At 53.2% G+C, this 23726-nt stretch carries 21 protein-coding genes; 16 read left to right on the forward strand and 5 right to left on the reverse strand.

Features of this window, described 5'->3' with window-relative positions; genetic code table 11:
- Window positions 1–95 precede the first annotated feature (95 nt).
- The 4 genes from EDM57_RS03845 to EDM57_RS03860 all read left to right on the forward strand — a co-directional run bounded on the left by EDM57_RS03845 (window position 96) and on the right by EDM57_RS03860 (window position 4334).
- Window positions 96–890 (forward strand): TIGR00282 family metallophosphoesterase, encoded by a 795-nt coding sequence (locus tag EDM57_RS03845; protein WP_122903452.1) that lies wholly within the window; start codon window positions 96–98, stop codon window positions 888–890.
- A gap of 118 nt (window positions 891–1008) precedes the next feature.
- Complete coding sequence (gene spoVS, locus EDM57_RS03850) at window positions 1009–1269, forward strand: stage V sporulation protein SpoVS (protein ID WP_003385776.1); 261 nt, start codon at window positions 1009–1011, stop codon at window positions 1267–1269.
- 448 nt (window positions 1270–1717) lie between these two features.
- On the forward strand, window positions 1718–3496 hold the full coding sequence (locus EDM57_RS03855) for a 2-oxoacid:acceptor oxidoreductase subunit alpha (protein ID WP_122903453.1): 1779 nt from the start codon (window positions 1718–1720) through the stop codon (window positions 3494–3496).
- A complete protein-coding gene (locus EDM57_RS03860) occupies window positions 3468–4334 on the forward strand; it encodes a 2-oxoacid:ferredoxin oxidoreductase subunit beta (protein ID WP_122903454.1) in 867 nt (288 codons plus the stop codon). Before EDM57_RS03855 ends, EDM57_RS03860 begins: the two co-directional genes overlap by 29 nt.
- 48 nt (window positions 4335–4382) lie before the next feature.
- Here the strand turns inward: EDM57_RS03860 and EDM57_RS03865 are convergent, their stop codons facing one another.
- Window positions 4383–5420 (reverse strand): YkvI family membrane protein, encoded by a 1038-nt coding sequence (locus EDM57_RS03865; protein ID WP_122903455.1) that lies wholly within the window; start codon window positions 5418–5420, stop codon window positions 4383–4385.
- Window positions 5421–5473: 53 nt separating this feature from the next.
- Here EDM57_RS03865 and EDM57_RS03870 point away from each other — a divergent pair, with 53 nt between their 5' ends.
- The 3 genes from EDM57_RS03870 to EDM57_RS03880 all read left to right on the forward strand — a co-directional run bounded on the left by EDM57_RS03870 (window position 5474) and on the right by EDM57_RS03880 (window position 8081).
- Entirely contained in the window at window positions 5474–6223 is a 750-nt protein-coding gene (locus EDM57_RS03870; RefSeq protein ID WP_122903456.1) for an MBL fold metallo-hydrolase, read from the forward strand.
- A 38-nt stretch (window positions 6224–6261) separates the two neighbouring features.
- Window positions 6262–6822, forward strand: a complete 561-nt coding sequence (gene mnmM / locus EDM57_RS03875) for a tRNA 5-(aminomethyl)-2-thiouridylate-methyltransferase MnmM (RefSeq protein ID WP_122903457.1) — start codon at window positions 6262–6264, stop codon at window positions 6820–6822.
- A gap of 158 nt (window positions 6823–6980) precedes the next feature.
- Window positions 6981–8081, forward strand: a complete 1101-nt coding sequence (locus EDM57_RS03880) for a YheC/YheD family endospore coat-associated protein (protein WP_122903458.1) — start codon at window positions 6981–6983, stop codon at window positions 8079–8081.
- An 89-nt stretch (window positions 8082–8170) separates the two neighbouring features.
- On the opposite strand, the gene cbpB is transcribed toward EDM57_RS03880, so the two are convergent.
- The 4 genes from cbpB to EDM57_RS03900 all read right to left on the reverse strand — a co-directional run bounded on the left by cbpB (window position 8171) and on the right by EDM57_RS03900 (window position 12275).
- A complete protein-coding gene (cbpB, locus tag EDM57_RS03885; RefSeq protein ID WP_122903459.1) occupies window positions 8171–8644 on the reverse strand; it encodes a cyclic-di-AMP-binding protein CbpB in 474 nt (157 codons plus the stop codon).
- A 217-nt stretch (window positions 8645–8861) separates the two neighbouring features.
- Window positions 8862–10001 carry an acyltransferase gene (locus EDM57_RS03890; RefSeq protein WP_122903460.1) on the reverse strand — a complete coding sequence of 380 codons (1140 nt, stop codon included), beginning with the start codon at window positions 9999–10001 and terminating at the stop codon, window positions 8862–8864.
- 55 nt (window positions 10002–10056) lie between these two features.
- On the reverse strand, window positions 10057–10899 hold the full coding sequence (locus EDM57_RS03895) for a lipoate--protein ligase family protein (protein WP_122903461.1): 843 nt from the start codon (window positions 10897–10899) through the stop codon (window positions 10057–10059).
- A gap of 143 nt (window positions 10900–11042) precedes the next feature.
- Window positions 11043–12275 (reverse strand): S-layer homology domain-containing protein, encoded by a 1233-nt coding sequence (locus EDM57_RS03900; RefSeq protein WP_122903462.1) that lies wholly within the window; start codon window positions 12273–12275, stop codon window positions 11043–11045.
- 325 nt (window positions 12276–12600) lie between these two features.
- Between EDM57_RS03900 and miaB the strand changes: the two genes are divergently transcribed.
- The 9 genes from miaB (at window position 12601) to hfq (ending at window position 23709) form a co-directional block, all read left to right on the forward strand.
- Complete coding sequence (gene miaB / locus EDM57_RS03905; RefSeq protein WP_122903463.1) at window positions 12601–14112, forward strand: tRNA (N6-isopentenyl adenosine(37)-C2)-methylthiotransferase MiaB; 1512 nt, start codon at window positions 12601–12603, stop codon at window positions 14110–14112.
- Window positions 14113–14115: 3 nt separating this feature from the next.
- Complete coding sequence (locus EDM57_RS03910; RefSeq protein WP_122903464.1) at window positions 14116–14559, forward strand: YlbF/YmcA family competence regulator; 444 nt, start codon at window positions 14116–14118, stop codon at window positions 14557–14559.
- Window positions 14560–14696: 137 nt separating this feature from the next.
- Window positions 14697–15257 carry an outer spore coat protein CotE gene (gene cotE, locus EDM57_RS03915; RefSeq protein WP_122903465.1) on the forward strand — a complete coding sequence of 187 codons (561 nt, stop codon included), beginning with the start codon at window positions 14697–14699 and terminating at the stop codon, window positions 15255–15257.
- Window positions 15258–15382: 125 nt separating this feature from the next.
- The gene (locus EDM57_RS03920; RefSeq protein WP_122903466.1) at window positions 15383–16651 is read left to right on the forward strand and encodes a putative amidoligase domain-containing protein; all 1269 of its coding nucleotides are present in this window, start codon (window positions 15383–15385) and stop codon (window positions 16649–16651) included.
- Between the two features lie 83 nt (window positions 16652–16734).
- The gene (gene mutS / locus EDM57_RS03925; RefSeq protein ID WP_122903467.1) at window positions 16735–19308 is read left to right on the forward strand and encodes a DNA mismatch repair protein MutS; all 2574 of its coding nucleotides are present in this window, start codon (window positions 16735–16737) and stop codon (window positions 19306–19308) included.
- A gap of 18 nt (window positions 19309–19326) precedes the next feature.
- On the forward strand, window positions 19327–21558 hold the full coding sequence (gene mutL / locus EDM57_RS03930) for a DNA mismatch repair endonuclease MutL (protein ID WP_122903468.1): 2232 nt from the start codon (window positions 19327–19329) through the stop codon (window positions 21556–21558).
- A 143-nt stretch (window positions 21559–21701) separates the two neighbouring features.
- The gene (locus EDM57_RS03935; RefSeq protein WP_122903469.1) at window positions 21702–22487 is read left to right on the forward strand and encodes a class I SAM-dependent methyltransferase; all 786 of its coding nucleotides are present in this window, start codon (window positions 21702–21704) and stop codon (window positions 22485–22487) included.
- Entirely contained in the window at window positions 22484–23440 is a 957-nt protein-coding gene (miaA, locus tag EDM57_RS03940) for a tRNA (adenosine(37)-N6)-dimethylallyltransferase MiaA (protein WP_122903470.1), read from the forward strand. Before EDM57_RS03935 ends, miaA begins: the two co-directional genes overlap by 4 nt.
- Window positions 23441–23469: 29 nt before the next feature.
- Complete coding sequence (gene hfq / locus EDM57_RS03945) at window positions 23470–23709, forward strand: RNA chaperone Hfq (protein WP_122903471.1); 240 nt, start codon at window positions 23470–23472, stop codon at window positions 23707–23709.
- Window positions 23710–23726: the final 17 nt, after the last annotated feature.

The following is a 23726-nucleotide window of genomic DNA, read 5'->3' on the forward strand; positions in this document are numbered from 1 at the left end:
GGCCCCGTCAATTCAAGGGATTGACGGGCCTGATGCGGCTACATTTCCTAATTCCGCAGTGGTTGTGTATACTAGCAGTATGAGGTGAATGTTCAATGAAGCTTTTGTTTATCGGAGACATCATGGGATCGCCCGGCAGAGAAATCGTCAAAACGTACTTGCCGCTTCTGAAAAGAAAGTACCAGCCTGCGTTCATCGTCGCCAACGGTGAAAATGCGGCGCATGGCCGGGGCATTACCGAAAAGATAACGAAGGAACTGTTCGAGATCGGTGTTCAGGCGATTACGCTTGGAAACCATACATGGGATCAGCGGGAAATTTTTGATTTTATTGATGAAGAGCCAAGGATGATCCGTCCGGCGAACTTTCCTGCGGGAGCGCCCGGAAAAGGCATCACGTATATCAAGCAGCCGGAAGGGGAGCTTGCGGTCATCAACCTGATGGGCAGAACCTTTCTCCCGCCGCTCGACTGTCCATTCCAGATGGCGGACAAACTGGTGGAGCAGGCCCGCAAGCGCACAAAGCTGATTTTTGTCGACTTCCACGCCGAAGCCACTTCGGAAAAACAGGCGATGGCCTGGTATCTCGACGGCCGTGTCACGGCAGTAGTCGGTACGCACACGCACGTACAGACAGCAGATGAACGCGTTTTGCCGCAAGGGACAGGCTTTTTGTGCGACGTAGGGATGTGCGGCCCAAGCAATGGCATCCTTGGAATGGAACGCGAGGCGGTCATCCGGAAATTTTTGACCCAACTGCCTGTTCGTTTCGAAGTTGCTCCAGATCCTGCGCAGTTGAACGCTGTTCTGATTACGATCGACAAGGCAACAGGACAAGCGAAAAAATTGGAGCGAATCCGAATTGACGTCGACCACCCGTTTATGGAATAATGGACATAAGATTAGAATTTTTTGAATCTTTCACGTGAGTTAGCAGGAATTTTTAGGGGTTATGCGAATATCATACTAATGATGACAGGATTCCTATCAGACGGGAGGTTCAAAAAGGATGGAAGTATTAAAAGTTTCAGCAAAGTCTAACCCCAATTCCGTTGCTGGTGCCCTTGCCGGCGTTCTGCGGGAACGCGGTGCAGCTGAAATCCAAGCCATTGGCGCTGGGGCGCTTAATCAAGCTGTGAAGGCCGTAGCAATCGCACGAGGGTTCGTAGCGCCGAGTGGAGTTGACCTCATTTGCATTCCAGCCTTTACCGACATCGTAATTGATGGAGAAGAGCGTACTGCAATCAAATTAATCGTAGAACCCAGATAATAAAACTGCAAACGAATCGCCTGCCTGTTTGTTCGAAGAATGAACAGGTTTTTTCGTGTCCAAAAAGTCGGATACGTGCGTATTAACAGGTTTTCCTATCGGCGCAAGCGGGTATGTGCATATACAGGTGCTTACTGATTTGGACGAGTGCGTATTAAAGGAGGCGAATGGGGCTATTCTGTTTGTAGAAGGAGCGGAAGTATTGAAATTTGTGTGAGGAAATTAGTTGCGTGTTTTCGGAAACGTGCTACAATAATACATGAGGATATTAATGAACCTAGTTCAACATTAAAATTCAGGTCAAAAGTAAGTTGAGTAAAAGCACTTGCAATTTGACAGGGACAGGACTACAATTGTTACTGTCTATGCACAGAATTGTCACATCTTATCAATCTTTTTCAGGTAAGATGGGCAGCTTGCTCACAGTCACTGAAAGGGTGGAATCTGAATGATTAGTCAACTTTCCTGGAAAGTTGGAGGACAGCAAGGGGAGGGCATCGAGAGTACTGGTGAGATTTTCTCGATGGCGATGAATCGGATGGGTTACCATCTGTACAGCTACCGTCACTTCTCTTCCCGTATTAAGGGTGGACACACGAACAACAAAATTCGCGTGAGTACAACGCCAATGCGTGCGATCTCCGACGATCTGGACATTCTCGTAGCATTTGACCAGGAGACAATCGATTTTAACGCGCATGAACTTCGCGAAGGTGGCATCATCATTGCAGATGCCAAATTCAATCCAAAGTTACCGGACGGGTTGAAGCCAGTTCGCTTCTTCACTGTACCACTGACTGAGATCGCTGATGAACTGGGAACTTCCCTGATGAAAAACATGGTGTCGATTGGTGCGTCCAGTGCAATCCTCGGCATTCCAGTGGAAAGTTACCGGGCTATCGTTGAAGATATGTTCCTCCGCAAAGGCGAAAAAGTGGTTGAAAAGAACATGGAAGCGATTCGCCGCGGATTTGATTTTGTAAATGAACTGACTGGTGGACAGTTGCCTGAGTTCCAAATGGAAAAAGCGGAGCCACAAAAACAACTGTTCATGATCGGTAACGACGCGATCGCTCTGGGTGCTATCGCAGCAGGCTGCCGCTTCATGCCAGCATATCCGATCACACCGGCTTCCGAAGTAATGGAATACCTGATTAAAAAACTGCCAAAACTGGGCGGAACCGTTATCCAAACAGAAGACGAGATCGCTGCGATTACGATGGCAATCGGTGCTAACTACGCAGGTGCCCGTTCCTTGACTGCTTCTGCAGGTCCTGGTCTGTCCCTGATGATGGAAGCAATCGGTCTGGCTGGTATCACCGAAACACCAGTTGTGATCGTAAACACTCAACGTGGTGGCCCATCCACAGGTATGCCGACCAAAATCGAGCAATCCGACGTAAACGCAATGATCTATGGTACACACGGCGACATTCCAAAAGTCGTTATCACGCCAAGCACAGTAGAAGAGTGCTTCTACGATGCAGTTGAAGCGTTTAACATTGCGGAAGAGTACCAGCTGCCAGTCATTCTCATGACAGACCTGACTCTTTCCCTGGGTAAACAAACCGTTGCCCCATTTGACTACAACAAAGTGGAAATTCGCCGCGGAAAACTGCTCGCTGGACAAGAACTGCCTGAAAAAGAGCAAAACGACCTGTTCAAGCGTTATGAAGTAACCGAAGATGGCGTTTCCCCACGCGTTATCCCTGGACAAAAATACGGTCTGCACCACGTAACAGGGGTAGAGCACGATGAAACTGGCCGTCCTTCCGAGAATGCTGCGAACCGTATCCAGCAAATGGATAAACGTATGCGCAAGCTGGAAGGCGTTCTGAAAACGTTCAAAAACCCTGTAACCGTCGATGCTCCTCATGCTGATGCGGATGTTCTGGTAGTGGGAATCAACTCCACCATCGGTACCATTCAAGAAGCAAAAGGCCGTCTGGAAAAAGAGGGAATCAAGGTTAACCATGCACAAATCCGTTTGCTGCATCCATTCCCGACTGAACAAATCAAAGCACTGATGGATAAAGCGAAAAAAGTGGTTGTTGTTGAGCATAACATCCAGGCACAAGTGGCCAACCTCATCAAACAACACGTTGGAAGCGCTGAAAAAATCGAATCTGTGCTGAAATATGACGGTAATCCATTCCTGCCGAAGGAAATCTATGCTGAAGTGAAGGAGCTGGTAAAACATGGCGACTATGAAAGAGTTTCGAAATAACGTTAAGCCTAACTGGTGCCCAGGCTGTGGAGACTTCTCCATCCAGGCGGCGATTCAACGCGCCGCAGCGAACGTAGGTCTGGAACCTGAAAATCTGGCGGTTATTTCTGGTATCGGATGTTCCGGACGTATTTCCGGCTACATCAACTGCTATGGTTTCCACGGTATTCACGGACGCTCCCTGCCAATCGCACAAGGTGTGAAAATGGCAAACCGCGAGCTGACTGTTATCGCAGCAGGCGGTGACGGGGATGGATTTGCGATCGGTATGGGTCACACGGTTCACGCCATCCGTCGCAACATGAACATCACCTACATCGTGATGGACAACCAAATTTACGGTCTGACAAAAGGTCAAACCTCTCCGCGTTCCGCGACTGGTTTCGTGACCAAGTCTACACCGCAAGGCTCCATTGAGTCCTCCATCACTCCAGTGGAACTGGCGCTGTCTGTTGGTGCGACTTTCGTTGCCCAATCTTTCTCCAGCGACCTGAAGGGCTTGACTGAGCTGATTGAAAGAGGGATCAAACACGAAGGCTTCTCCCTGATTAACGTATTCAGCCCTTGTGTAACCTACAACAAAGTAAACACCTACGACTGGTTCAAAGAGAACATCGTGCCTGTAGAAACAATCGAAGGCTACGATCCGCATGACCGCATCAAGGCGATGTCTACATCCATGAAATACAACGGTCTGATTACCGGTCTGATCTATCAAAATACCGAGCAAAAACCTTACGAAGCGCTCGTAAAAGGCTTCAAAGAAGAAGGCTTGGCGAAACAGGACATTCGTCTGTCCCAAGAAGACTTCGACAAACTGGTTGCAGAATTTGCATAAGGTTTCATGAAAAAAACCTCTCCCGATTGCGGAGAGGTTTTTTTATGGCTACCAGGCCCGGTCACGCCACTGTCTATAGACGAGCATCACCAGAAACAGCAGAACGAGCTGGCCAAACAGCGGGTACAAAAAGCGCAGCAACGAGCTGAAGCCGACAAAGCTGACCAGGTAGCAGATGACGAGGATGCAGAGAATGATCGTGGCTCCGCGCAGCCGCGTCACCTGACGGATTTGCTCCGTCAACCCGAACACATTGGCTACGAGTGTCGAGAAAATTTCCGCGTAGACCAGCAAGGAAAACAATAACGGGATTCCCCGCCCCAACCCTTGCAGCAGGGCAATCATCGGCATTTCCGTCTCCTGGATACCCGGCATTTTTACCGTCAGCGAGGAATAGGCCAATAGCAAGAGCAGCCCGATTCCCAAGCCCCCCATGATTCCCCCCACGATCAACGGCTTTTCACTCGTGCTGTGTCGGCCGATCGGCACAAGAACCGCTTGTGTAAGCACGACATTTAAGGCAACATAGTAGAGAGGGGAGCTAAGCCAGGCCCAGGGGCGCAAAGCTTCAACAGTGACGCTTGTATCCAGCCATGGTTTCGAGTACAAAAAGACGAGCAGCGTAAACGCGACAAGCATAGGCACAAAAATGCTGTTCACTTGATGAATGGCAAACAACCCTTTTCGCGTGACGAAAAAAATGAGAACCATGCTAAGCCAAATGCCGATTTGCGGAGACATGTGAAATGACTCCCCAAAAATAGCCCCGGTGGCCGCCAGCATCACGGATGTCGTTCCGAGCAAAACGGTTAGCAGCAGCGTATTAAAAACGGTGCCAAAAGGGTGCCCGAACAAATACGTGCTGACCTCTTGATAGGAATCGGCCTGGATACGGTAGGAGATGAGCATCACCCGTATCCCCGCCCACACGAATAAACTTGTCGCAATCCCAATGCCAATCAAGCCTTGTGTCCCATATTGCACAAAGAACTCGACAATTTCCCTGCCTGAGGCAAAGCCGGCTCCTACGACTGTTCCGATATACGTAAAAGCGATTTGCCATGAGGCTTTCCATGTTCCTTGCATCTCAGACCTCCTGTCCCACCTTAATCCATCCTATGAACGGGAGTGAACCGAATATGCGCGTAACCGTGCTTGGCTATCAATCTCCATATCCTGGCCCCGGGGGAGCGACACCGGGCTATTTGATCGAGACGAATGAAGCAAAGCTACTCGTCGATTGCGGCAGCGGAGTGCTATCCCAACTCGGTGTCCATATGCCTATTTACGAGCTGGATGCCCTGCTTCTGTCTCATTATCATCACGATCATGTAGCAGATGTAGGAGTGCTCCAGTATGGACTGATGGTGCATCAGCTGTTCGGGCAACGACCTGCTGACAAGCCGCTTCCCATCTACGCGCCGGCCTTGCCGGAGCAGCAGACGAAAACGTTGACCTACCGGGATGCAACCCGCTTTTTCCCGCTCGAGGAGCAAAGCCAGCTCGTCATCGGTGACGTGCACGTCTCGTTCCGGCGTACGGATCACGGTGACGGGGACCCATGCTACGCCATGCGCTTTGTGGCAAACGGGAAAACGATTGTGTACGGGGCCGACAGTGGGCCAGGAACAAACTGGCGCGGCTTTGTCGATGGGGCCGACTTGTTTATATGTGAAGGCACTTATTTGGATCATAACCGCCCCAAAACGCCGAACGGGCATTTGTCAGTCCGCCAGGCCGCAGAGCTGGCGCAAGCGCACGATTGCCGTTCGCTTTTGGTCACACATCTGTTTCACGGTTACGAAGAAAGCGACGTGCTCGGCCAGGCGGAGGCGTTTGTCGCAGGTCCCGTCCATGCGGCCCGCATCGGCTTGCAAATCGTGCTGTAGCAGCACGGATAGAAAGAGAGAGGAGAAAAGAAAAGGCGATGTTTCCTAATGTATTGGAGGTAGCGCGAAAACTGATTCGCGAGCGAGTACAACCAGGAGAGACAGTGATTGACGCCACGATGGGCAACGGCAATGACACGTTGTTTCTCGCCCAGCTCGTTTCGGAGACGGGCCACGTCATTGCGTTTGATATTCAGCCGCAGGCGATTGCCAAGACGAAAGAACGTCTGGAGCGGGAAGGCTTGTTAGATCGGGTCGAGCTGAAGCTGGCGAGTCACGAGGAAATCGAGAGTCTGGATGTGCAAGCTGCCGCGATCATGTTCAATCTGGGCTATTTGCCTGGAGGCAACAAAGAGATTACGACCCAGGCCGCAAGCACGATCCGCGCCATCGAGTCCGGCTTGCATGTCCTGCGGCCAGGAGGGATCATGACGGTGATGATTTACTGGGGTCATGCCGCAGGCGAGGTGGAAAAGGAAGCAGTGGAGGCATTTTGCCAGGAGCTTAGCCAGATGGAGTTTCTCGTGCTGAAATACCAGTATATCAATCAGCAAAATCAGGCGCCGTTTCTGTTGGCGATTGAACGCCGGGCGCAATAATACCGCTTTCGCTTTCCCGGGCAAGCGCACCATTCGACAGCGCCAGGCTGCAAAGATTTTGCCAGCGGCAGGAATAGGCTTGGCGGGCGCAAAATAGGCACGCCCTTGCCGTTTTTGGCACATACCCTATGTTGAGGAATGGAGCAAGGGGGATCTTTGTGGACAGAATCGGCATTATGTTAGATTGGGGCATTATGCAGAAAGGGATCAGGGGAGACAAGTCGTACGAGCGTCTGCCGTATTATGTGGAAATTGGCAAAGAGCTGGGGCTGGAGCCTGTCTTTTTTCATCCAAGGCATGTCCTGCCAGGTGACGAACGGGTGCAAGGCTATTTTTGGAACGGCAGCAGGCTCGTTTCCCGGCGGGTGGCTGTACCGCGGGTCATCCACAACCGCGTCTTGACCGGGGACCAAAAAGCCCGCGCTGTCATTTCCCGGCTCAGCAAAAAGAAGACAGTCTTCAACGGCCTGGTCGTGCGAGACAAGCGCAAGGTGCACCAGATGCTGTGGAAGAACGAGCACCTACGCAAATACTTGCCCCACACCGTTCCCTATTCCGGTGAGCAGTTTCGCCAGTTTCTCGATAAATACCAGGTCGTCTATGTCAAACCGTCGATTGGCTCTGTGGGCATTGGGGTGGCCAGAATCGAGCGGCACGGGAGCGACTACCACTTTATCGCCTCGAAAAAGCGCAAAGTGATGTCGCGTCCCGAGCTGTTGGCTGCCGTGCGCCGCTGGGTCGGCGGCAAGCGTTTTCTCATCCAGCGGGGGATTCCACTGGCCCGCTACAACGGCAAAACGTTTGATATTCGCGTGTCCGTACAAAAAAACCGGGAGCGGGACTGGACGGTCAGCGGGATGGTCGCCAAAGTTGCCAACAGCAAAAACAAGCTGAGCAACCTTTCGCGCGGCGGCAGGGCGGTGCCTCTCACGGAAGCGCTGGCAACGCTGTTTTCGCCTGAGCAGCAGGAAGAGACGATCCAGCGTATCAGTGAAGCAGCGGTGGCGATCGCGAAGCAGTACGGTCGGCACTTTTCCTCGCTGGCCGATCTCGGGATGGATATGGGCATCGACGAGAAGGGTAATCCATACCTGATTGAGATCAACGTGCGGGATCAGCGGTACTCCTTTTTCAAGGCAGGAGAAAAAGCGATGTTCAAGCAAACGTACCGCCGTCCATTGGAGTACGCCCTGACCTTGCTGGAGGAGCAAAAGCTCCGCAAAAAGCACGCCACCCAATTTTTGCGGCTGCACAGCTAACGACGAAAAGCAGACGTCTGCCAGCGCAGCGTCTGCCTGTTGAAAAGAAAAGGACGGTGGCGCGGGCCTCCGTCTTTTTGCATGCAGTCTTACGCTTTTTCTTGTTGGGGCTGGTTTTCGGCCAATGGGTAGGGCAGGTTGCGAAAGTGCCGATACGTCAGAGCCAAAATCGATTTGCGCGTCAAAATTCCCTTGAAGTAATGGTCGGCATCTTCAATACAGACAAAAGGGTGATTGATGGAGACTTCCAAAGCCTTCAAAAATTCATCCGTATCGTGCAGACGCGGCACCTTGGTGTCCATGACATCGTCGACGACGTACTCGGAAAGTTTTTCCAGCTCGAAGCGCTCAAGTCCCAGCGATTTGTTGATAATCATGTTCGTGCTAATCAATCCGTGCAAACGGTACTGATGATCGAGTACCGGAATGGCCGAGTAGCCAGATTTGATGAGAACGAGCAGGGCGTGTTCAAGCGAGTTCCCCAATTGCACGTGAGCAACTTTTGTGGATGCGATGATGAGCTCTTTGATCGGGGTATGTAACAATGGAATATCCTGATTCATCCAGATCGACCACCTTTTCTGTCGTTGCGGCAGCAGCTTGCTACCAGTGATCCTCTTTTATGATACCGTAAGTGAGGGGCCAGTGGTAGATCTGCAGAAAAAAAGCCCGGCAGATTGCCAGGCAATTAATCGAGGTGTGGAACAATTGTCCCTGCTCTTAGTATGCAGGTTCGGCTTCTTTTTTACATTAGGAGTTTGGAGGAAAGAGCAGCAAACGCTACGCCTTGTAAACCTCCGTCTTGTAGACCGGCTTGGACTTCTGCTTGCCTCTGCCACCTGTCCAGTACGACAGCAGTGTGTGTTCGTACAGGAAAATACAGAGCGGCGGCGTAATCACGAGCATGGCGAGCATGATAAGCGGTGTAGACCAATTCAGTCGGTAAATGACGTAGCTCTCCAGCAAAAACAGAATCAACGGGTGGACGAGGTAGATCGCCATGTTTTGCCGGGCCATGCGCGATAGCCAGCCACCGAACTTGGGCAGCTTCCCGAGATAGCGGGAAAGCGAGTAGAAGCTCACCAGGAAGCTCGTCGTGTAGAGCAGGTAGATCGGTTTGAAAATGTTCAGGCTGTCGTAATACGAGACGGAGCCGTTCAAGTACCCGTAGGCCATCCAGGCTGCGGTCCCGAGCGCAATCATCAAGGCTGGCAATTGCAGGCGACGAGTCCACGCGCGCCATTTTTCCAGGTTCAAGCCGGCATACGCGCCGAGAGCAAACGTAAAGATGTACATGTGCACGTAGTTTTGCCCGGAAATATAGGTGTGCTCAATGAAGGCAAGAACAGGAGACGCCGACCAGTCTATTTCCCAGAGCGGGCTGACAAACAGGTATTGGTACACGACGTACAGGCTGATCTGTCCGACGAACAGCACCATAAGCAGGCGAAAGCTTACCCATCGCTCAAACCACGGTTTGACCAGGCAAAACAGCAGGTTCAACTGCAAATAGAGCGGAATGTAGTACAGATGGTAAAATGCGCTGCCGGTAAACAGACTCTCGAAAAACGGTGCCGCCAGAACGGCAGGATCCATGCTTTGCAGCTTGAATCCGGTAAAGATCGCGGTCCAGATCACGTAGGGCAAAACGATGGTGCGCCAACGCTTTTTCCAAAAGGCAGCCCAGTCCAGCTCCCGCTTTTGGTACCAGTAAAACAGCAGCATCCCTGTGGCAAAAATAAACAGGGAGCGCCCGAAGCGCAGCAAAATCAGCAGAACGGCTTCCAACTCGCCGTTCCACGGGAAGTCGTGCTGGTTTGCAATGAAAAAACCGAGAATGTGAATCGAAATGACCGTGATGGCTCCAAAAACAAAAAGGGCATTCAGATCCTGAAACGTCCCCTTTCGATCGCTATTCATAAATCCTCCCAAAGTCTCACCGACTGCACCAGCTGCAAAACGAAAACGAACCATTTTACTTGGGCAAACGCCATTGTGGTGTAGCCAGTTCTTTTGCGGTAAAGGAGAACAGCTGCAAACGATTCGCCAAATGGTGCTGAGATTCCGCCAGCAGTTCATCCTGTACAGAGAAGGGAACGGAGTGTACGGGCCACTGGGAGCCAATCGCCGCGAACAGTCGCTCCTTTACATCGTCGACAGTGGTTGACCGTCCTGTCAGCCCGGCAATACTGCCGACTGTCGAGCCTATAATTGCCGGAATCGGCTTGTGGGCTTCCATCTCATCCAGCCCGGCGATGGCGTAAAAACGTTCCATCCATTCTCCGCGCGGTCTTTCTTCAATATTAATGCAAATCTGCAAAATGGATCCGAAGCGGGTACGACGCTGTGCCATGCCGCCGATTTTTTTGCCGTGCAGGGAAAAATCGTACTCTCCGGCACAGTAGGAACCGAGCACTTCGCCAAATTCCAGTACGCCGTAGTCACGCAGTCCAACCTGCAGCATTTCGGCGACGAAGGAAAAGAACGAATCAATCGAAATCGTCGTATCTGGCAAGAGCCAGGCTACATTCAGTACGCCGGCATCCAGCGGAACACAGGCGCCGCCAGAAGAGCGCAGCACACATCCGAAGCCATCCTGACCATACTGGCGCAAAGCTTCCTCCAGATGAGGCAGTCTCGCGTCTCTGCGGCCCAAATACAGGGCTTGATCGTATACCCAGAGGTGGATGATCGGCACAGCAGATTCGGACTGCATACCGGCCGCCAATGCTTCATCGCGAACCAAAGGCTCAAGCGGCTGCCCGCGATATACGCCCGAATCCATCCAGTGAAAAGGTTGATTGACAGAAAAAGACATAAAAAAGGCTCCTTCACAGGATAAGAATCGCTATCATTATACAATTGAACGATGTACATTTCTAGGTTTTCGCCAACCTTTTTTCTGGATGGGAAAAACACCCGACATGCAAGCTGGTGCGCGCCGGGTGTTGGGACTTTCCATTATTTTACTTCTTTCAGACTGAAATTGTCCAGATAGGTCATTTTGCGAGGCGCGTCTTTTGTTGCGTCCTCCTGCATGTACAGGCCGAGCCCGGTTCCTACCTGCTTGACCTGTTGTTGTCCAAACAAATACTGGTCGTTGACGTAGATGGAAACGGTGTTGCCTTTGACAGCAACTTTCAGCTTGTTGCTTGCTTTCAGCTTGTAGGAGCCGGATGCAATCACTTCGATGTCGTCCTTTTCGGCATCGGTGACTTTGCCGAGAACGACGCGGTCTTTTTGCACGAATACGACATGAGCTTGCCCGTCCTTGCCGTTGAAGTACAGACCCGCGAGTCCGTTAGTACCGGAGACGTTGACATCGACGCTCAACTCGTAATTTTCCGGTTTGGCCTTCTCATTCCAGATGAGCGGCAGGAAGTAATGATCGACATCATCGTCGTTGGAAACGGCCGTTACTTGCTTGTTGATGACGCCCCAGCTGCCGGTTGCCTTTTTCGTATCCCAGTTTTTCAGGTCAGCGGAGGAAAAGGCGTCGCTGATACTGATTGGCTCTGGCTTTGGCGGTTCCGGATTCGGGAAAACGACTTTCGTTTCGTCATCTTTGCGTTCCAGAATGGCGCGGTACAGCAAGGAAGCTGCTTCCGCACGAGTGATAGGGTCTTGCGGACGGAAATAGCTGTTGTAGCCTTTCATCAGGTCCGTTTGCAGCGCGATGGCGATGTACGGACGCAGAGCTGGCGAGGTTTCGCTCTGGTCGCGGAACTTTTTCAGCTGATCCAGATCGGCTTTGTATTTTTTGTCGTAGCCAAGCAGGCGAACGAGCGCTACCGCAATATCTTCCCGAACTGCCGGCTGATCCGGTTTGTACGTGTAGGTCGAGCCGGACTTGTAGCCAGTCAGGTACGGCTTGGCGTATTCGACGTAATAAAATGCCCAGTGGGAACGCGGGACGTCTTTAAACGTCTGGGTGACGGAGCTTTTCTTGATGTCCACATCAGCTGCCGCAATCATGATTTTGGCAAACTCTGCCCGGGTCACTTGGTTGTTCGGACGGAACGTGCGGTTGTCGTATCCTTTGATGATCCCTTTTTCGGCCATCTCCATGATTTCCTTGTACGCCCAGTGACTACGCGGAACGTCTGAGAACGACGGAGTCGAAGCGGCACTGACGAAAGGGATTGCCGTCAAAAACATCAACACCGACAAAAGTAAGGCGAATGCTCGTTTCATGCTGACCTCCTCAATATGGCTCGTGGTTTTCGGTAGCTGCCTTTTACGACGACGTCTGGGTCTGGAAAGTTGCACAGGATGAAGGGAAAACGGTCAAAATGGGTAAAAAGACGGAGGTTGTCTGAAAAAACAGCGGGAGCATTTGCGTGGAACTGGGGCAAAGAACAGGGAGAGCGCAGGCAAAAGAAGTGAGGGGGCATCATGCGCAAGGCCATTTCGTACATATTTTGCCTCATTATGCATTAGCTTTTGTATCCTTCCAAATGCTATAATTCTTTATTGGTGACTCATTTTTAAAGAAATTATTAGCTGAGGTGATAGATTGATGAAGGAATCGAAAGTGGCGACTCCGGACTTAAAATCCGCCAAGTCTCCGAAAACAACGGCGGACTATGCGAAATACTTTCAGCCGCCGTCCTTGAAGGATGCGAAAAAGCGGGGAAAAGAAGAAGTCAAGGTGCACTACGATTTTGCCATTCCCGAGGACATGCGCGAGATCGGTAAAGGAAAGCGTTATTACGTCCGCACGTACGGCTGCCAGATGAACGAACACGACTCCGAGACGATCTCCGGCATTTTGCAGCAAATGGGTTACGCTGCGGCAGATGAGATCGAGGATGCCGATGTCATTTTGTTCAACACCTGTGCCATCCGTGAAAATGCGGAGGACAAAGTTTTTGGCGAACTCGGCAACATGAAGCGGTTGAAAAACAACAACCCCAACCTGATTCTCGGCGTCTGCGGCTGTATGTCGCAGGAAGAGAAGGTTGTCAACAAAATCCTGAAAAGCTATCAGCATGTCGACCTGATTTTTGGTACGCACAACATTCACCGCCTGCCTCAGCTGATGCGCGATGCGATGTTCAGCAAGGAGATGGTGATCGAGGTCTGGTCCAAGGAAGGCGACATCGTCGAGAACATGCCGAAGCTGCGGGAAGGCAACACGAAGGCATGGGTCAATATCATGTACGGCTGTGACAAGTTCTGCACGTATTGCATCGTGCCGTATACACGGGGAAAAGAGCGCAGCCGCCGTCCGGAAGACGTCATCGCCGAGGTGCGCGATCTCGCACGCCAAGGCTTCAAGGAAATCATGCTGCTCGGGCAAAACGTCAACGCGTACGGAAAAGACTTTGCGGATATCAAGTACGGATTTGGCGATCTTCTGGACGAGATTCGCAAAATCGACATTCCGCGCATCCGCTTTACGACGAGCCACCCACGCGACTTCGACGATCATCTGATTGAAGTGCTGGCAAAAGGCGGCAATCTGGTGGAGCAAATCCATCTGCCTGTTCAGTCCGGTTCGTCGGAAATCTTGAAGCGCATGGCCCGCAAATACACACGGGAGCACTACCTGGAGCTGGTGCGCAAAATCAAGGCAGCGATTCCACATGTATCCCTTTCTACAGATATTATTGTAGGCTTCCCAGGCGAAACCGACGAGCAGTTTGAAGAGACGATTTCCCTTGTCGAAGAAGTGCGCTACGACTTCGCCTATACGTTCATTTATTCACCGCGGGAAGGCACACCGGCTGCCGGCATGGAAGACAACGTGCCGATGGAAGTGAAAAAAGCACGCCTCTACCGCCTGAATGAAGTGCTCGCCCGCATCGGTCTGGAGCAAAACAAAAAGCTGGAGGGTCAGGTGCTGGAAGTGCTCGTTGAGGGCGAATCGAAAAACAACCCGGATGTCCTCGCAGGACGTACACGGACGAACAAGCTCGTTCACTTTACCGCAGACAAGTCGCTGATTGGCGAGTATGCGCACGTCAAAATTACAGAAGCCAAAACGTGGACGCTTCACGGCGAACTCGTTACCAAAGTCGAGGTGTAAGAGATGGAACAGACAAACCTGTACACACAAAAAGAGATTCTGGACAAAGCGCGCGAGCTGGCTGCGATGATTTCGCGCACGAAAGAGGTCGACTTTTTCAAACGCGCTGAACATCAAATCAAGCATAATGAACGCGTCCAAGACTTGATTGACAAATTGAAGCAAAAGCAAAAGCAGATGGTCATGTTTGAATCCATCAATAAGCCGGAACTGGTGAAAAAAGTGGAAGAGGAGTACAACCAGCTGCACGAGGAACTGGATTCGATTCCAATCGTAACCGAGTTCAAGCAGTCCCAGGTGGACGTGAACGATCTTTTGCAATTGGTGACAAATGTTATCACGAACACCGTCTCCGAGCGTATTATTTTGGATACGGGCGGAAATCCGCTGACAGGCGAAACCGGCGGCGGTCCGGAAAAGAAACATGGCGGCGGCTGCTGCTCGTAAGGAAGTCGGCTGAAGCGATCGAAACGGACACGCTGTAGCTTTTCAAACAAGATACCCAATTTCAGGTGGGTGTTTGCACCCTAGCCGAATGCCCTGCATACAAATGTACAGAAACGTTGTATGGAGGAGGTAACGAAATGTCGGGTACAGACAAAGAACTACAGTGCCGGGAACTCATCGCGAAAGCTGTCTGCGGCAAAGGTCATAAATTTTCTACCAGCACCCACACCATCATACCGTCGCAAACTCCTTCGACGATCCTGGGATGCTGGATTATAAACACGAACTTCCAGGCAGAGAAAGTCGGAGACGCGGTTGAAGTATCTGGTACGTATGATGTCAACCTGTGGTTCTCGTTTGCAAATAACACGCAAACCGAAGTCAAGCGGGAAACTGTCAAGTTCTCCGTACTCGTTCCGCTTACGTTCTTCGACAAAAACTGCAGAGGCGATCTGGAAATTGTCGCTCGCGCCGTGGAGCAGCCGAAGTGCGTAAAAGCCGAGTTGAGTGCTGGAGGCACCATCACAGTCAAGGTTGAAAGCGAATTTGCTGTCGAAATCATCGGAGAAACCAAAGTCTGCGTAGTCGTCTGCAACAATTGCGATGACAAAGACTTCCACATGATCGGGGACTATGAAGAAAACAGTGACGAGTTCGACGACTTTGATTCAGCCAGCATGCTCGACGAGCTTGACTAAGAGGAGAGATTGATCTCCTCTTTTTTTCTTTTTTTAGCGGAGAAAAAGGCAGACGCCTTCGCTCTCACTCTTCCCTGGGCGCTAACATAAGATAAGGAAGAATACAGCATGGGAGTGTGGAGAGCATGATACGAGAAGGTTTGCAGGAGAGCGCCGTATCGCAGGCCATGACAGCCAACGCCAAAGAAGCGGTCGCGTTTTTGCACCGCCCCCAGGTCGGACGCTGGTTGCTGAAGCTGAGCGGGCTGCCTGTGGCTGCGGGACGTACTGCGCCTCCCGGATGGCGAACCTACAAGCTTTGTCTCTATCAGGACCTGGTGCTGGACGTGGTGCGGAGCACGGAGCAGCCGCAATGGCTATTGCATCGTCTGGGGGAGCCTGACTACGAGCCGATTCCGTTTCCGTCCCCCGATCCAGAGGTCCAGATGGTCAAAGCGCTTGCTGTCCGCAGCTTGTATGCTGTAGGAGTGGAAGCAGGGCAAGTCACGATTATCGCGGCGTCTGTTCACCGGGCAAAGGTCGTTTCCGTAGAGCCGGATTGGCCGGCAGAGAAGGCAGATCACTACATGCAGCGGGCGCGCGACTGGTGGCAGGAGCGCATGTGCAAGCTGCCGCAGGAGCTGAACAAGCTGGGCGCCGACCCGGAGTTTTCGCTGCGCCGGGCAACGGGGGAAATGGCGCTCGCCTCTGATTTTTTGAAAATGAACGGAACGGTCGGCTGCGATACGACACGCTACCGGGAAGACCTGGCGCTGCATCAGCATCCGGTAGCCGAGCTTCGCCCTGCTCCGTCGGAAGACCCCGATGAGCTGTTTCTTCATATTTATGAAGCATTGAATTTCGCCATGAAAAAAATCGCCAACAAAGAGATCGAGTGGCTGGCGGGCGGGATGCCGTTTCCCGGCTATCCGATTGGCGGGCACATTCATTTTGGCGGCGTATCGCCTACTTTTGCCTTGCGGCGGAAGCTGGATGCCTATCTCGCGCTGCCGCTTGTGCTGGTCGAAGACGTCGGCTGCGTGCTGCGCCGACAGCGCTACGGCTTTTTGGGAGACGTGCGGGAAAAGGCGTACGGCTTCGAGTATCGGACATTGCCCAGTTGGCTTGTGCATCCGGTCGTGGCGCGGGGCGTATTGCACCTGGCCAGACTGGTCATCACGAGCCATTCCCAACTGAAAGCAACTCCGCATTTGCAGCCGGCGCTGGTCAAGGCGTACTACCGCGGGGACAAGGAGACGCTGGAGCCGTACGTCAGACAGGTGCGTGACGAGCTGCGGGAGCTGCCGGGCTATTCGCTTTCGCGGGTTCATCTGGAGGCGTATTTTTCTTTTCTGTTGCGCGGGGAAGTGTGGCTCTGCGATCTCGATCTGAAGCGTGCGTGGAACCTGCGTTGATTTTTTCATCTGTATCGAACATCAACATCGTGGCGCGATCATGGTATAATAGCGTCGAGATTGGAAGGCTAGGAGAAGAAAAAATGGCGCAATATACCCCGATGATTCAGCAGTATCTGGCTATCAAAAAAGAGTATCCGGATACTTTCTTATTTTTTCGCTTAGGCGACTTTTACGAACTGTTTTTTGAAGATGCCATCCTCGCGTCCCGCGAGCTGGAGATTACGCTCACAGGGCGCGACGGTGGCGGGGATGAACGCATCCCGATGTGCGGTGTCCCGCACCATTCGGCAGATGGCTACATTGCCGAGCTGTTGAAAAAAGGACACAAAGTGGCCGTATGCGAGCAGGTGGAAGACCCGAAAGCGGCAAAAGGGGTCGTTCGCCGCGAAGTGACCCGCGTCATTACGCCCGGCACGATGATGGAGGGCAAATGGCTCACGGACAAGGAAAACAACTACATGGCTGCGCTGGCCGTGCTGGATGGTCGCACAGGGATCGCAGCCTGCGATATGAGTACAGGGGAAATGTACGTCACCTCCTTGCCCGGTCAGACGGAGACCGCGCTGGATGAGGCTCTGCAATACCGACCGAAAGAACTGGTGTTCTTCGGATTTGATGAGCTGCCGAAGACGTCTTTGCCGTCTACCGTTGTGGAAAGTCGGCAACTGGATGCGCATGCAGTGGACAGCCAGTACCCGGAAGCGGGAAAAGAGCTGGACGTCGCCATGCGCGCAGCGGTCAATGCGCTGCTCTACTACATCGGTACGACGCAAAAGCGCAGTCTGGCACACATGCGGCTTTTGAAACGTTACGACAGCAAACAGTATTTGCAAATGGACGGCTTTTCCAGACGCAATCTGGAGCTGACGGAAACGATTCGCGACAAAACAAAAAAAGGCTCCTTGCTGTGGCTGTTGGATCGGACACAAACGGCCATGGGCGGGCGACTTTTGCGCAGGTGGATTGAGCGGCCGCTGCTTGGACGCGCGGAGCTGGACGCCCGTCTGGACGCAGTCGAAGCGCTCAAAGGCGACTTGCTGCTGCGCTCCGACCTGCGGACATGCCTGGACAATGTGTACGATCTGGAGCGGCTGGCAGGACGCATCTCCTACGGAAACGCCAATGCCCGCGACTTGATTCAACTGCGCCTGTCGCTGGAAGCGGTGCCGGAATTGAAAAGGCAGCTTGGCCAAACCAATGCCCCGGTGCTTAAGGAGCTGGCAGAAGGCATGGATGAATGTGCGGATCTGGTGAGCTTTTTACAGGCGGCGCTCGTCGATGACCCGCCGATTTCCGTGCGCGAAGGCGGCATGATTCGCACCGGGTATGATGAGTACCTGGACAAGCTGCATTCGGCGAGCCGTGACGGGAAAACCTGGATTGCCCAACTGGAGCAAAGCGAGCGGGAAGCGACGGGCATTCGCTCGCTGAAAGTCGGCTTCAACAAGGTGTTTGGCTATTACATCGAGGTGTCCAAGGCCAACATTGCCAACGTGCCTGCGGGACGCTACGAGCGCAAGCAAACACTCGCCAATGCCGAGCGCTACATTACGCCTGAGTTGAAGGAACGCGAGGCGCTCATCCTCGAAGCCGAAGAAAAAATGATCGAGCTGGAGTACCAGTTGTTTACGGCTGTGCGCAGCGAGATCGCCGGACACATTCCGAGACTGCAAAGCCTTGCCGAGCGAATCGCTTCCGTAGACGTGCTCCAGGCGTTTGCTACGGTCAGTGACGAGCGCGGCTTTGTGCGTCCACAGTTTACGGACAACGGGGAATACATCATCGTCGACGGCCGTCACCCTGTCGTGGAAGCCGTGCTCGAGCGGGAGAAGTATGTCGCCAATGACGTGCGGATGAACCAGGAAGATCGTCAGGTTCTGCTCATTACCGGACCGAACATGGCGGGGAAAAGTACCTACATGCGGCAGATCGCGCTGATTACCGTCATGGCGCAAATCGGCTGCTTCGTGCCTGCAAAAGAAGCGAAGCTGTCGATTGTCGACCAGATTTTCACGCGAATTGGCGCTGCCGACGACCTCGTTGGCGGACACAGTACGTTCATGGTGGAAATGCTGGAAACGCGACACGCGCTGCAAAAGGCGACCGCCAAAAGCCTGATTTTGCTCGACGAGATCGGGCGCGGGACGTCCACGTACGATGGAATGGCACTGGCGCAGGCCGTGATTGAGTACATTTGCCAGCGAATCGGAGCCAAGACACTGTTTTCCACGCACTATCACGAGCTGACAGGGCTTGCGGACACGATGAAGGGCGTCGTCAATGTGAACGCCCGCTGCGAGGAACGGGACGGCAAGCTGTTGTTCCTGCACAAGATCGAGGAAGGCCGGGCGGATAAAAGCTACGGTATCCACGTGGCTGAATTGGCGGAAATGCCCGGCTGGGTCATCGAGCGCGCCCGCAGCATTTTGGAAGGTCTGGAAGCAGGCAGTTCCGCCACAGCCGAAATGCAAATGTCACTGGAAACGCTATGGTCGGCACCAGTTGCCGCCGTGCGCGAAGAACCTGTGCCGCAGTTGTCGGCGGAGGAAGAAGAGATTTTGCGCGACCTGCGTGAGCTGGATTTGAACGCGACGACGCCGATGGAAGCCATGATGAAGCTGTTTGCGTGGAAGCAGCAGCTGAAAAAACGATAAGGCAGAGGGGAGGAGCTCATGGGAAACATTCGCGTGCTGGATGAGCAGCTCGCCAATATGATTGCGGCAGGCGAGGTGGTGGAGCGCCCGGCTTCGGTCGTGAAGGAGCTGGTGGAAAACGCGATTGACGCAGCCGCCACCTCGATTGAGATTCACGTGGAAGAAGGCGGCCTGGAGCTGATCCGCATTGTCGACAACGGTCACGGGATGGATCGGGACGATTGCCTGCTCGCTCTGGAGCGGCATGCGACGAGCAAAATCAGCACCCCGCGGGACCTGTTTCGGATTCGCACGCTTGGCTTCCGCGGCGAGGCGCTGCCGAGTATCGCCGCTGTCTCGCGGATGGAGCTGACCAGCAACCGTTCGAGCAGCGAGATCGGCACCCGACTTCTGGTGGAAGGCGGCGAGGTCAAAGAGGTGGCAGATGCGGCGGCAGTGCAAGGGACGGAGATATGCGTCCGCAGCCTGTTTTTCAATACCCCTGCCCGGTTGAAGTACATGAAGTCGATTGCGACTGAGGTCGGCCACATTTCCGACTACGTCAACCGCCTGGCGCTGACGCACCCAAGCATTTCTTTTACGTTGACCCACAACGGCAAGACGCTGTTGCAGACGACGGGCGACGGCAAGCTGCTGCACGTCATGGCGGCGATTTACGGTGTGCAGGTTGCCAAGCTGCTGTTGCCGATTTCGGGAGAGACGCTCGATTTTCGCTGGAACGGTTTTTTGTCCAAAACAGAGGTGACGCGGGCGAACCGCTCCTATTTGTCGACGCTCGTAAACGGTCGCTACGTGCGCAGTTATTCGCTCAACAATGCGATCATGCGCGGCTACCACACACTGCTCCCGATTGGCCGCTTTCCGATCGTCGCCTTGCAGATCGAGATGGACCCGACGCTGGTGGACGTCAACGTGCATCCCGCCAAGCTGGAGGCGCGTTTCAGCAAGGAAGACGAGTTGTGCGCCGCGATTGAGCAGTCCGTGAAAACGACGCTGCGTCAAGGGTTGGGGATTGTGCGGCCGATGGCGGCACAGCCAAAGGCGAAAATTTCTGCGCAAGTCGTGCAGCCCCAATTTGACCTGACGTATGCCAAGCCAGCCATTGAAAAAGGCTCTCTTTTGGAAGCGAGTCCGCGCTTGCAGGAATGGATGGCGAAGCAGGAGAGCAACAAGACGCAGACGGGGCAACCAGTGAGCCAGTCAACTCCTGCCAACCTTGCTGCCTCTGCAAATGTCGCATCTTCTGCCAGCATGCCTACGCAGGAGTCGCAAAAGAAAACGGTACACGAAGCCGCTTCGCCCTACCTCCATCCAGAGCAAGCTGTACAAAATGGTACAGGCGGCGGGGAGAGAGCAGCGCAGACAGGAACACAGGCTGCAGGAGCGGCGGAAAGCGTTTCTGCGGGTATCGGCCAAGGGGAAGAACATGGTCAATATCGCAAGCAAGACGATGAGCAAAATCATGAGCAAGCGCAGGTCAAGGAAACGGAGACAGTCTTGCAGCCGCCAAACACAGCGGCAGTACAGCCAGGGACAGCGGGAGCGCCGACGGACGCAGAATTGGTCCCAGTTGAAAATACCCGGCCTGACGAACCATACGAACAGCAAGACCAGGCGACAGTCCCGGATGCGTCAGCCAACGAGGAAAGCTCACCATCCGCTGTCCCCGTTATGTATCCGGTCGGGCAAGTGCATGGAACGTACATCGTGGCGCAGAACGATACCGGGATGTATTTGATCGATCAGCACGCGGCACAGGAACGCATTTTTTACGAATACTTCATGGACAAGCTGGCCAAAGAAGGTGTCGCAAGTCAGATGATGCTGTTCCCGCATACGGTCGAGGTGACGGCGGCAGAGGCAGCGCGGCTGGAAAAACGGCTGCCGCTGCTGCAATCGTTTGGCCTGGAGGTCGAAGCTTTCGGCGGACGGACGTTTATCGTGCGGGCGCACCCGCACTGGTTTCCGGAAGGGGCGGAGCTTGAGATCATCGAGGAGCTGATCCAGTTTGTGCTGGAGACAGGCGAGCAAGGTCAGGCCAATGTCGTGCAAATGCGGGAAAAGGCTGCGATCATGATGTCCTGCAAGGCGTCGATCAAAGCCAATCGCTATTTGACGCACGCGGAGATGGAAAGCTTGCTGAACCAGCTGCGCGAGACGAGCAGTCCCTTTACGTGCCCGCACGGCAGGCCGATCGTTATTCACTTTACCAGCTATGATCTGGAGAAAATGTTCAAGCGCGTCATGTAGCCAGCCACACGTGCGCGAAGCAGACGACCCCTTAGGTGCTCTAGGGGGTTTTTCAGAATATATTTGACCGCCAAATTAATCCTGCTTACAATAAAAGAGTTTCCGTCCAATGGGCGAAGACAAATGGAAAGGAATACGGATACGTGATAGTAACGACGGGACTTGAGCCTAGCGAGGACACCTTGCGCCATGCTGCGGAATTGGCCGAAAAGTTTGGCGTACCAGTAGTCAGACGCGGCGATCTTTCCCTCCATCAATTGCGAAAACGGCATGGCGACGACGAAGTAGTGGTCGTCTCGGCGCAAGGAGCACGACTGGAGGTGCCGGGAAAACAGCCATTCTTTTTTCACCCGAACACTTCTGCTTTTCGTATAAAGCGGCTGTTGCGCGGCGATACTGATACTATGCTTGCTGCTTGCCAAATTCATCCAGGGGATGAAGTGTTGGATGCCACGCTCGGATTGGGTGCGGATGCCATCGTGTTTTCCCATGCGACAGGAGCAGAAGGGAAAGTGGTCGGCATCGAATCTGAACGGGTGCTTGCCATCATGGTCGAAGATGGACTCAAGCACTGGGCAACTGACTTGAAACCGCTGGAAGCCGCCATGCGTCGGATCGAAGTGCGGTGGGGGAACCATCTGGAAGTCATGCAGGGACTGCCGAGCCGCTCTTTTGACGTCGTTTATTTCGATCCCATGTTTGAAGCGACCGTTCACAGCTCGTCTGGCATTGCAGGCGTGCGCGCGTTTGCCAACCCGGAGCCGCTTGCGGAGCAGGCCATTTCAGAAGCACTCCGCGTAGCAAGAAGGCGCGTGGTCATGAAGGAAGGAAAAGCAGGCAAAATCCACGAGCGTTTTGGCTTCATTCCATTTCGCTCCCGCGGCCAACAGGTCGTGTACAGCTACAAAGAGACAGATGGAGGGGAGTGACCTTGCATAGAGAAAAGCTAGTCGTCATCATCGGCCCGACAGCAGTCGGCAAGACCCAATTAAGTCTGGATTTGGCCCAGCAGTTCAACGGAGAGATTATTTCCGGGGATTCCATGCAAGTATACCGGGGCATGGACATCGGGACGGCCAAGGCAGAACCTGCCGAGCTGGCGTTGGTGCCGCATCATCTCATTGACATCAAAAATCCGGACGAAGATTATTCTGTCGCCTTGTTTCAGGAGAGCGCTACCCGGCTGATTACAGAAATCAACCAACGGGGTCGCCTTCCTTTTATCGTAGGCGGTACGGGTCTGTACATAGAATCGGTTACGCATCGGTTTCAATTTGCACAAGCCAGCCAGAACCCAGAGTTGCGCGAACAGCTGCAGCGGCTGGCTGAGGCGGAAGGCGTGGAAGCATTGCACGCAAGGCTCGCTGACGTTGACCCGATTACAGCACAGCGGCTGCACCCAAACGATGTAAAACGGGTGATTCGCGCACTTGAGATTTACGAAAGCACGGGCTACAAAATGTCGGACTTTCAATTGCGGGCGCAGCATTCGCCCTACGATCTGGTGATGATCGGGCTGACGATGGAGAGGGCCGTGCTGTACGAACGGATCAACCGCCGCGTCGATCTGATGATCGAAGCGGGGCTTGTCGACGAAGTGCGAGGACTTCTGGACAAAGGCTACGACGCGTCCATGGTGTCGATGCAGGGGCTGGGCTACAAGGAGCTGATCCCCTACCTGTACGGTGAGATTACGCTGGAAAAGGCGATCAACGACATCAAACAGCGGACGCGGCATTTTGCCAAGCGACAGCTGTCCTGGTTCCGCCGCATGCCGGAAGTGCAGTGGTTTGACATGACCGACCCGGCTAGTCAAGCGAAGTCCGTGGAAACTATCAAGCAGATATTGGCAGGAAAGTTTCAACAATTGCCGAATATATAACATACAAGTCCTTTTAGGGGGTAGTGTACATGAAACAGACGATCAACATTCAAGATACGTTCCTGAATCATTTGCGGAAGGAAAACATCGCGGTTACCATTTACCTGGTGAACGGATTTCAATTGCGCGGGTATATTAAAGCGTTCGATAATTTCACGATTGTGATTGATAGCGAAGGCAAGCAACAGTTGGTATACAAGCATGCGATCTCCACTTTCACACCACAACGCCCGGTATCGCTCATGTCTCAGGAAAACAGCCAGCAATAAAACGCAACACGCTCTGC

Source organism: Brevibacillus gelatini (genome assembly GCF_003710935.1).
Lineage (GTDB): Bacteria > Bacillota > Bacilli > Brevibacillales > Brevibacillaceae > Brevibacillus > Brevibacillus gelatini.

What these genes read in the sequence shown, in the direction of transcription:
- EDM57_RS03910 (WP_122903464.1), top strand. Translation starts at nt 14,116, where the DNA reads ATGGAACAGACAAACCTGTACACACAAAAAGAGATTCTGGACAAAGCG.
- EDM57_RS03895 (WP_122903461.1), bottom strand. Translation starts at nt 10,899, where the DNA reads ATGTCTTTTTCTGTCAATCAACCTTTTCACTGGATGGATTCGGGCGTA.
- EDM57_RS03920 (WP_122903466.1), top strand. Translation starts at nt 15,383, where the DNA reads ATGATACGAGAAGGTTTGCAGGAGAGCGCCGTATCGCAGGCCATGACA.
- mutS (WP_122903467.1), top strand. Translation starts at nt 16,735, where the DNA reads ATGGCGCAATATACCCCGATGATTCAGCAGTATCTGGCTATCAAAAAA.
- mnmM (WP_122903457.1), top strand. Translation starts at nt 6,262, where the DNA reads ATGTTTCCTAATGTATTGGAGGTAGCGCGAAAACTGATTCGCGAGCGA.
- cbpB (WP_122903459.1), bottom strand. Translation starts at nt 8,644, where the DNA reads ATGAATCAGGATATTCCATTGTTACATACCCCGATCAAAGAGCTCATC.
- EDM57_RS03890 (WP_122903460.1), bottom strand. Translation starts at nt 10,001, where the DNA reads ATGAATAGCGATCGAAAGGGGACGTTTCAGGATCTGAATGCCCTTTTT.
- EDM57_RS03845 (WP_122903452.1), top strand. Translation starts at nt 96, where the DNA reads ATGAAGCTTTTGTTTATCGGAGACATCATGGGATCGCCCGGCAGAGAA.
- EDM57_RS03900 (WP_122903462.1), bottom strand. Translation starts at nt 12,275, where the DNA reads ATGAAACGAGCATTCGCCTTACTTTTGTCGGTGTTGATGTTTTTGACG.
- spoVS (WP_003385776.1), top strand. Translation starts at nt 1,009, where the DNA reads ATGGAAGTATTAAAAGTTTCAGCAAAGTCTAACCCCAATTCCGTTGCT.
- hfq (WP_122903471.1), top strand. Translation starts at nt 23,470, where the DNA reads ATGAAACAGACGATCAACATTCAAGATACGTTCCTGAATCATTTGCGG.
- EDM57_RS03860 (WP_122903454.1), top strand. Translation starts at nt 3,468, where the DNA reads ATGGCGACTATGAAAGAGTTTCGAAATAACGTTAAGCCTAACTGGTGC.
- EDM57_RS03865 (WP_122903455.1), bottom strand. Translation starts at nt 5,420, where the DNA reads ATGCAAGGAACATGGAAAGCCTCATGGCAAATCGCTTTTACGTATATC.
- EDM57_RS03855 (WP_122903453.1), top strand. Translation starts at nt 1,718, where the DNA reads ATGATTAGTCAACTTTCCTGGAAAGTTGGAGGACAGCAAGGGGAGGGC.
- miaB (WP_122903463.1), top strand. Translation starts at nt 12,601, where the DNA reads ATGAAGGAATCGAAAGTGGCGACTCCGGACTTAAAATCCGCCAAGTCT.
- cotE (WP_122903465.1), top strand. Translation starts at nt 14,697, where the DNA reads ATGTCGGGTACAGACAAAGAACTACAGTGCCGGGAACTCATCGCGAAA.
- EDM57_RS03870 (WP_122903456.1), top strand. Translation starts at nt 5,474, where the DNA reads ATGCGCGTAACCGTGCTTGGCTATCAATCTCCATATCCTGGCCCCGGG.
- mutL (WP_122903468.1), top strand. Translation starts at nt 19,327, where the DNA reads ATGGGAAACATTCGCGTGCTGGATGAGCAGCTCGCCAATATGATTGCG.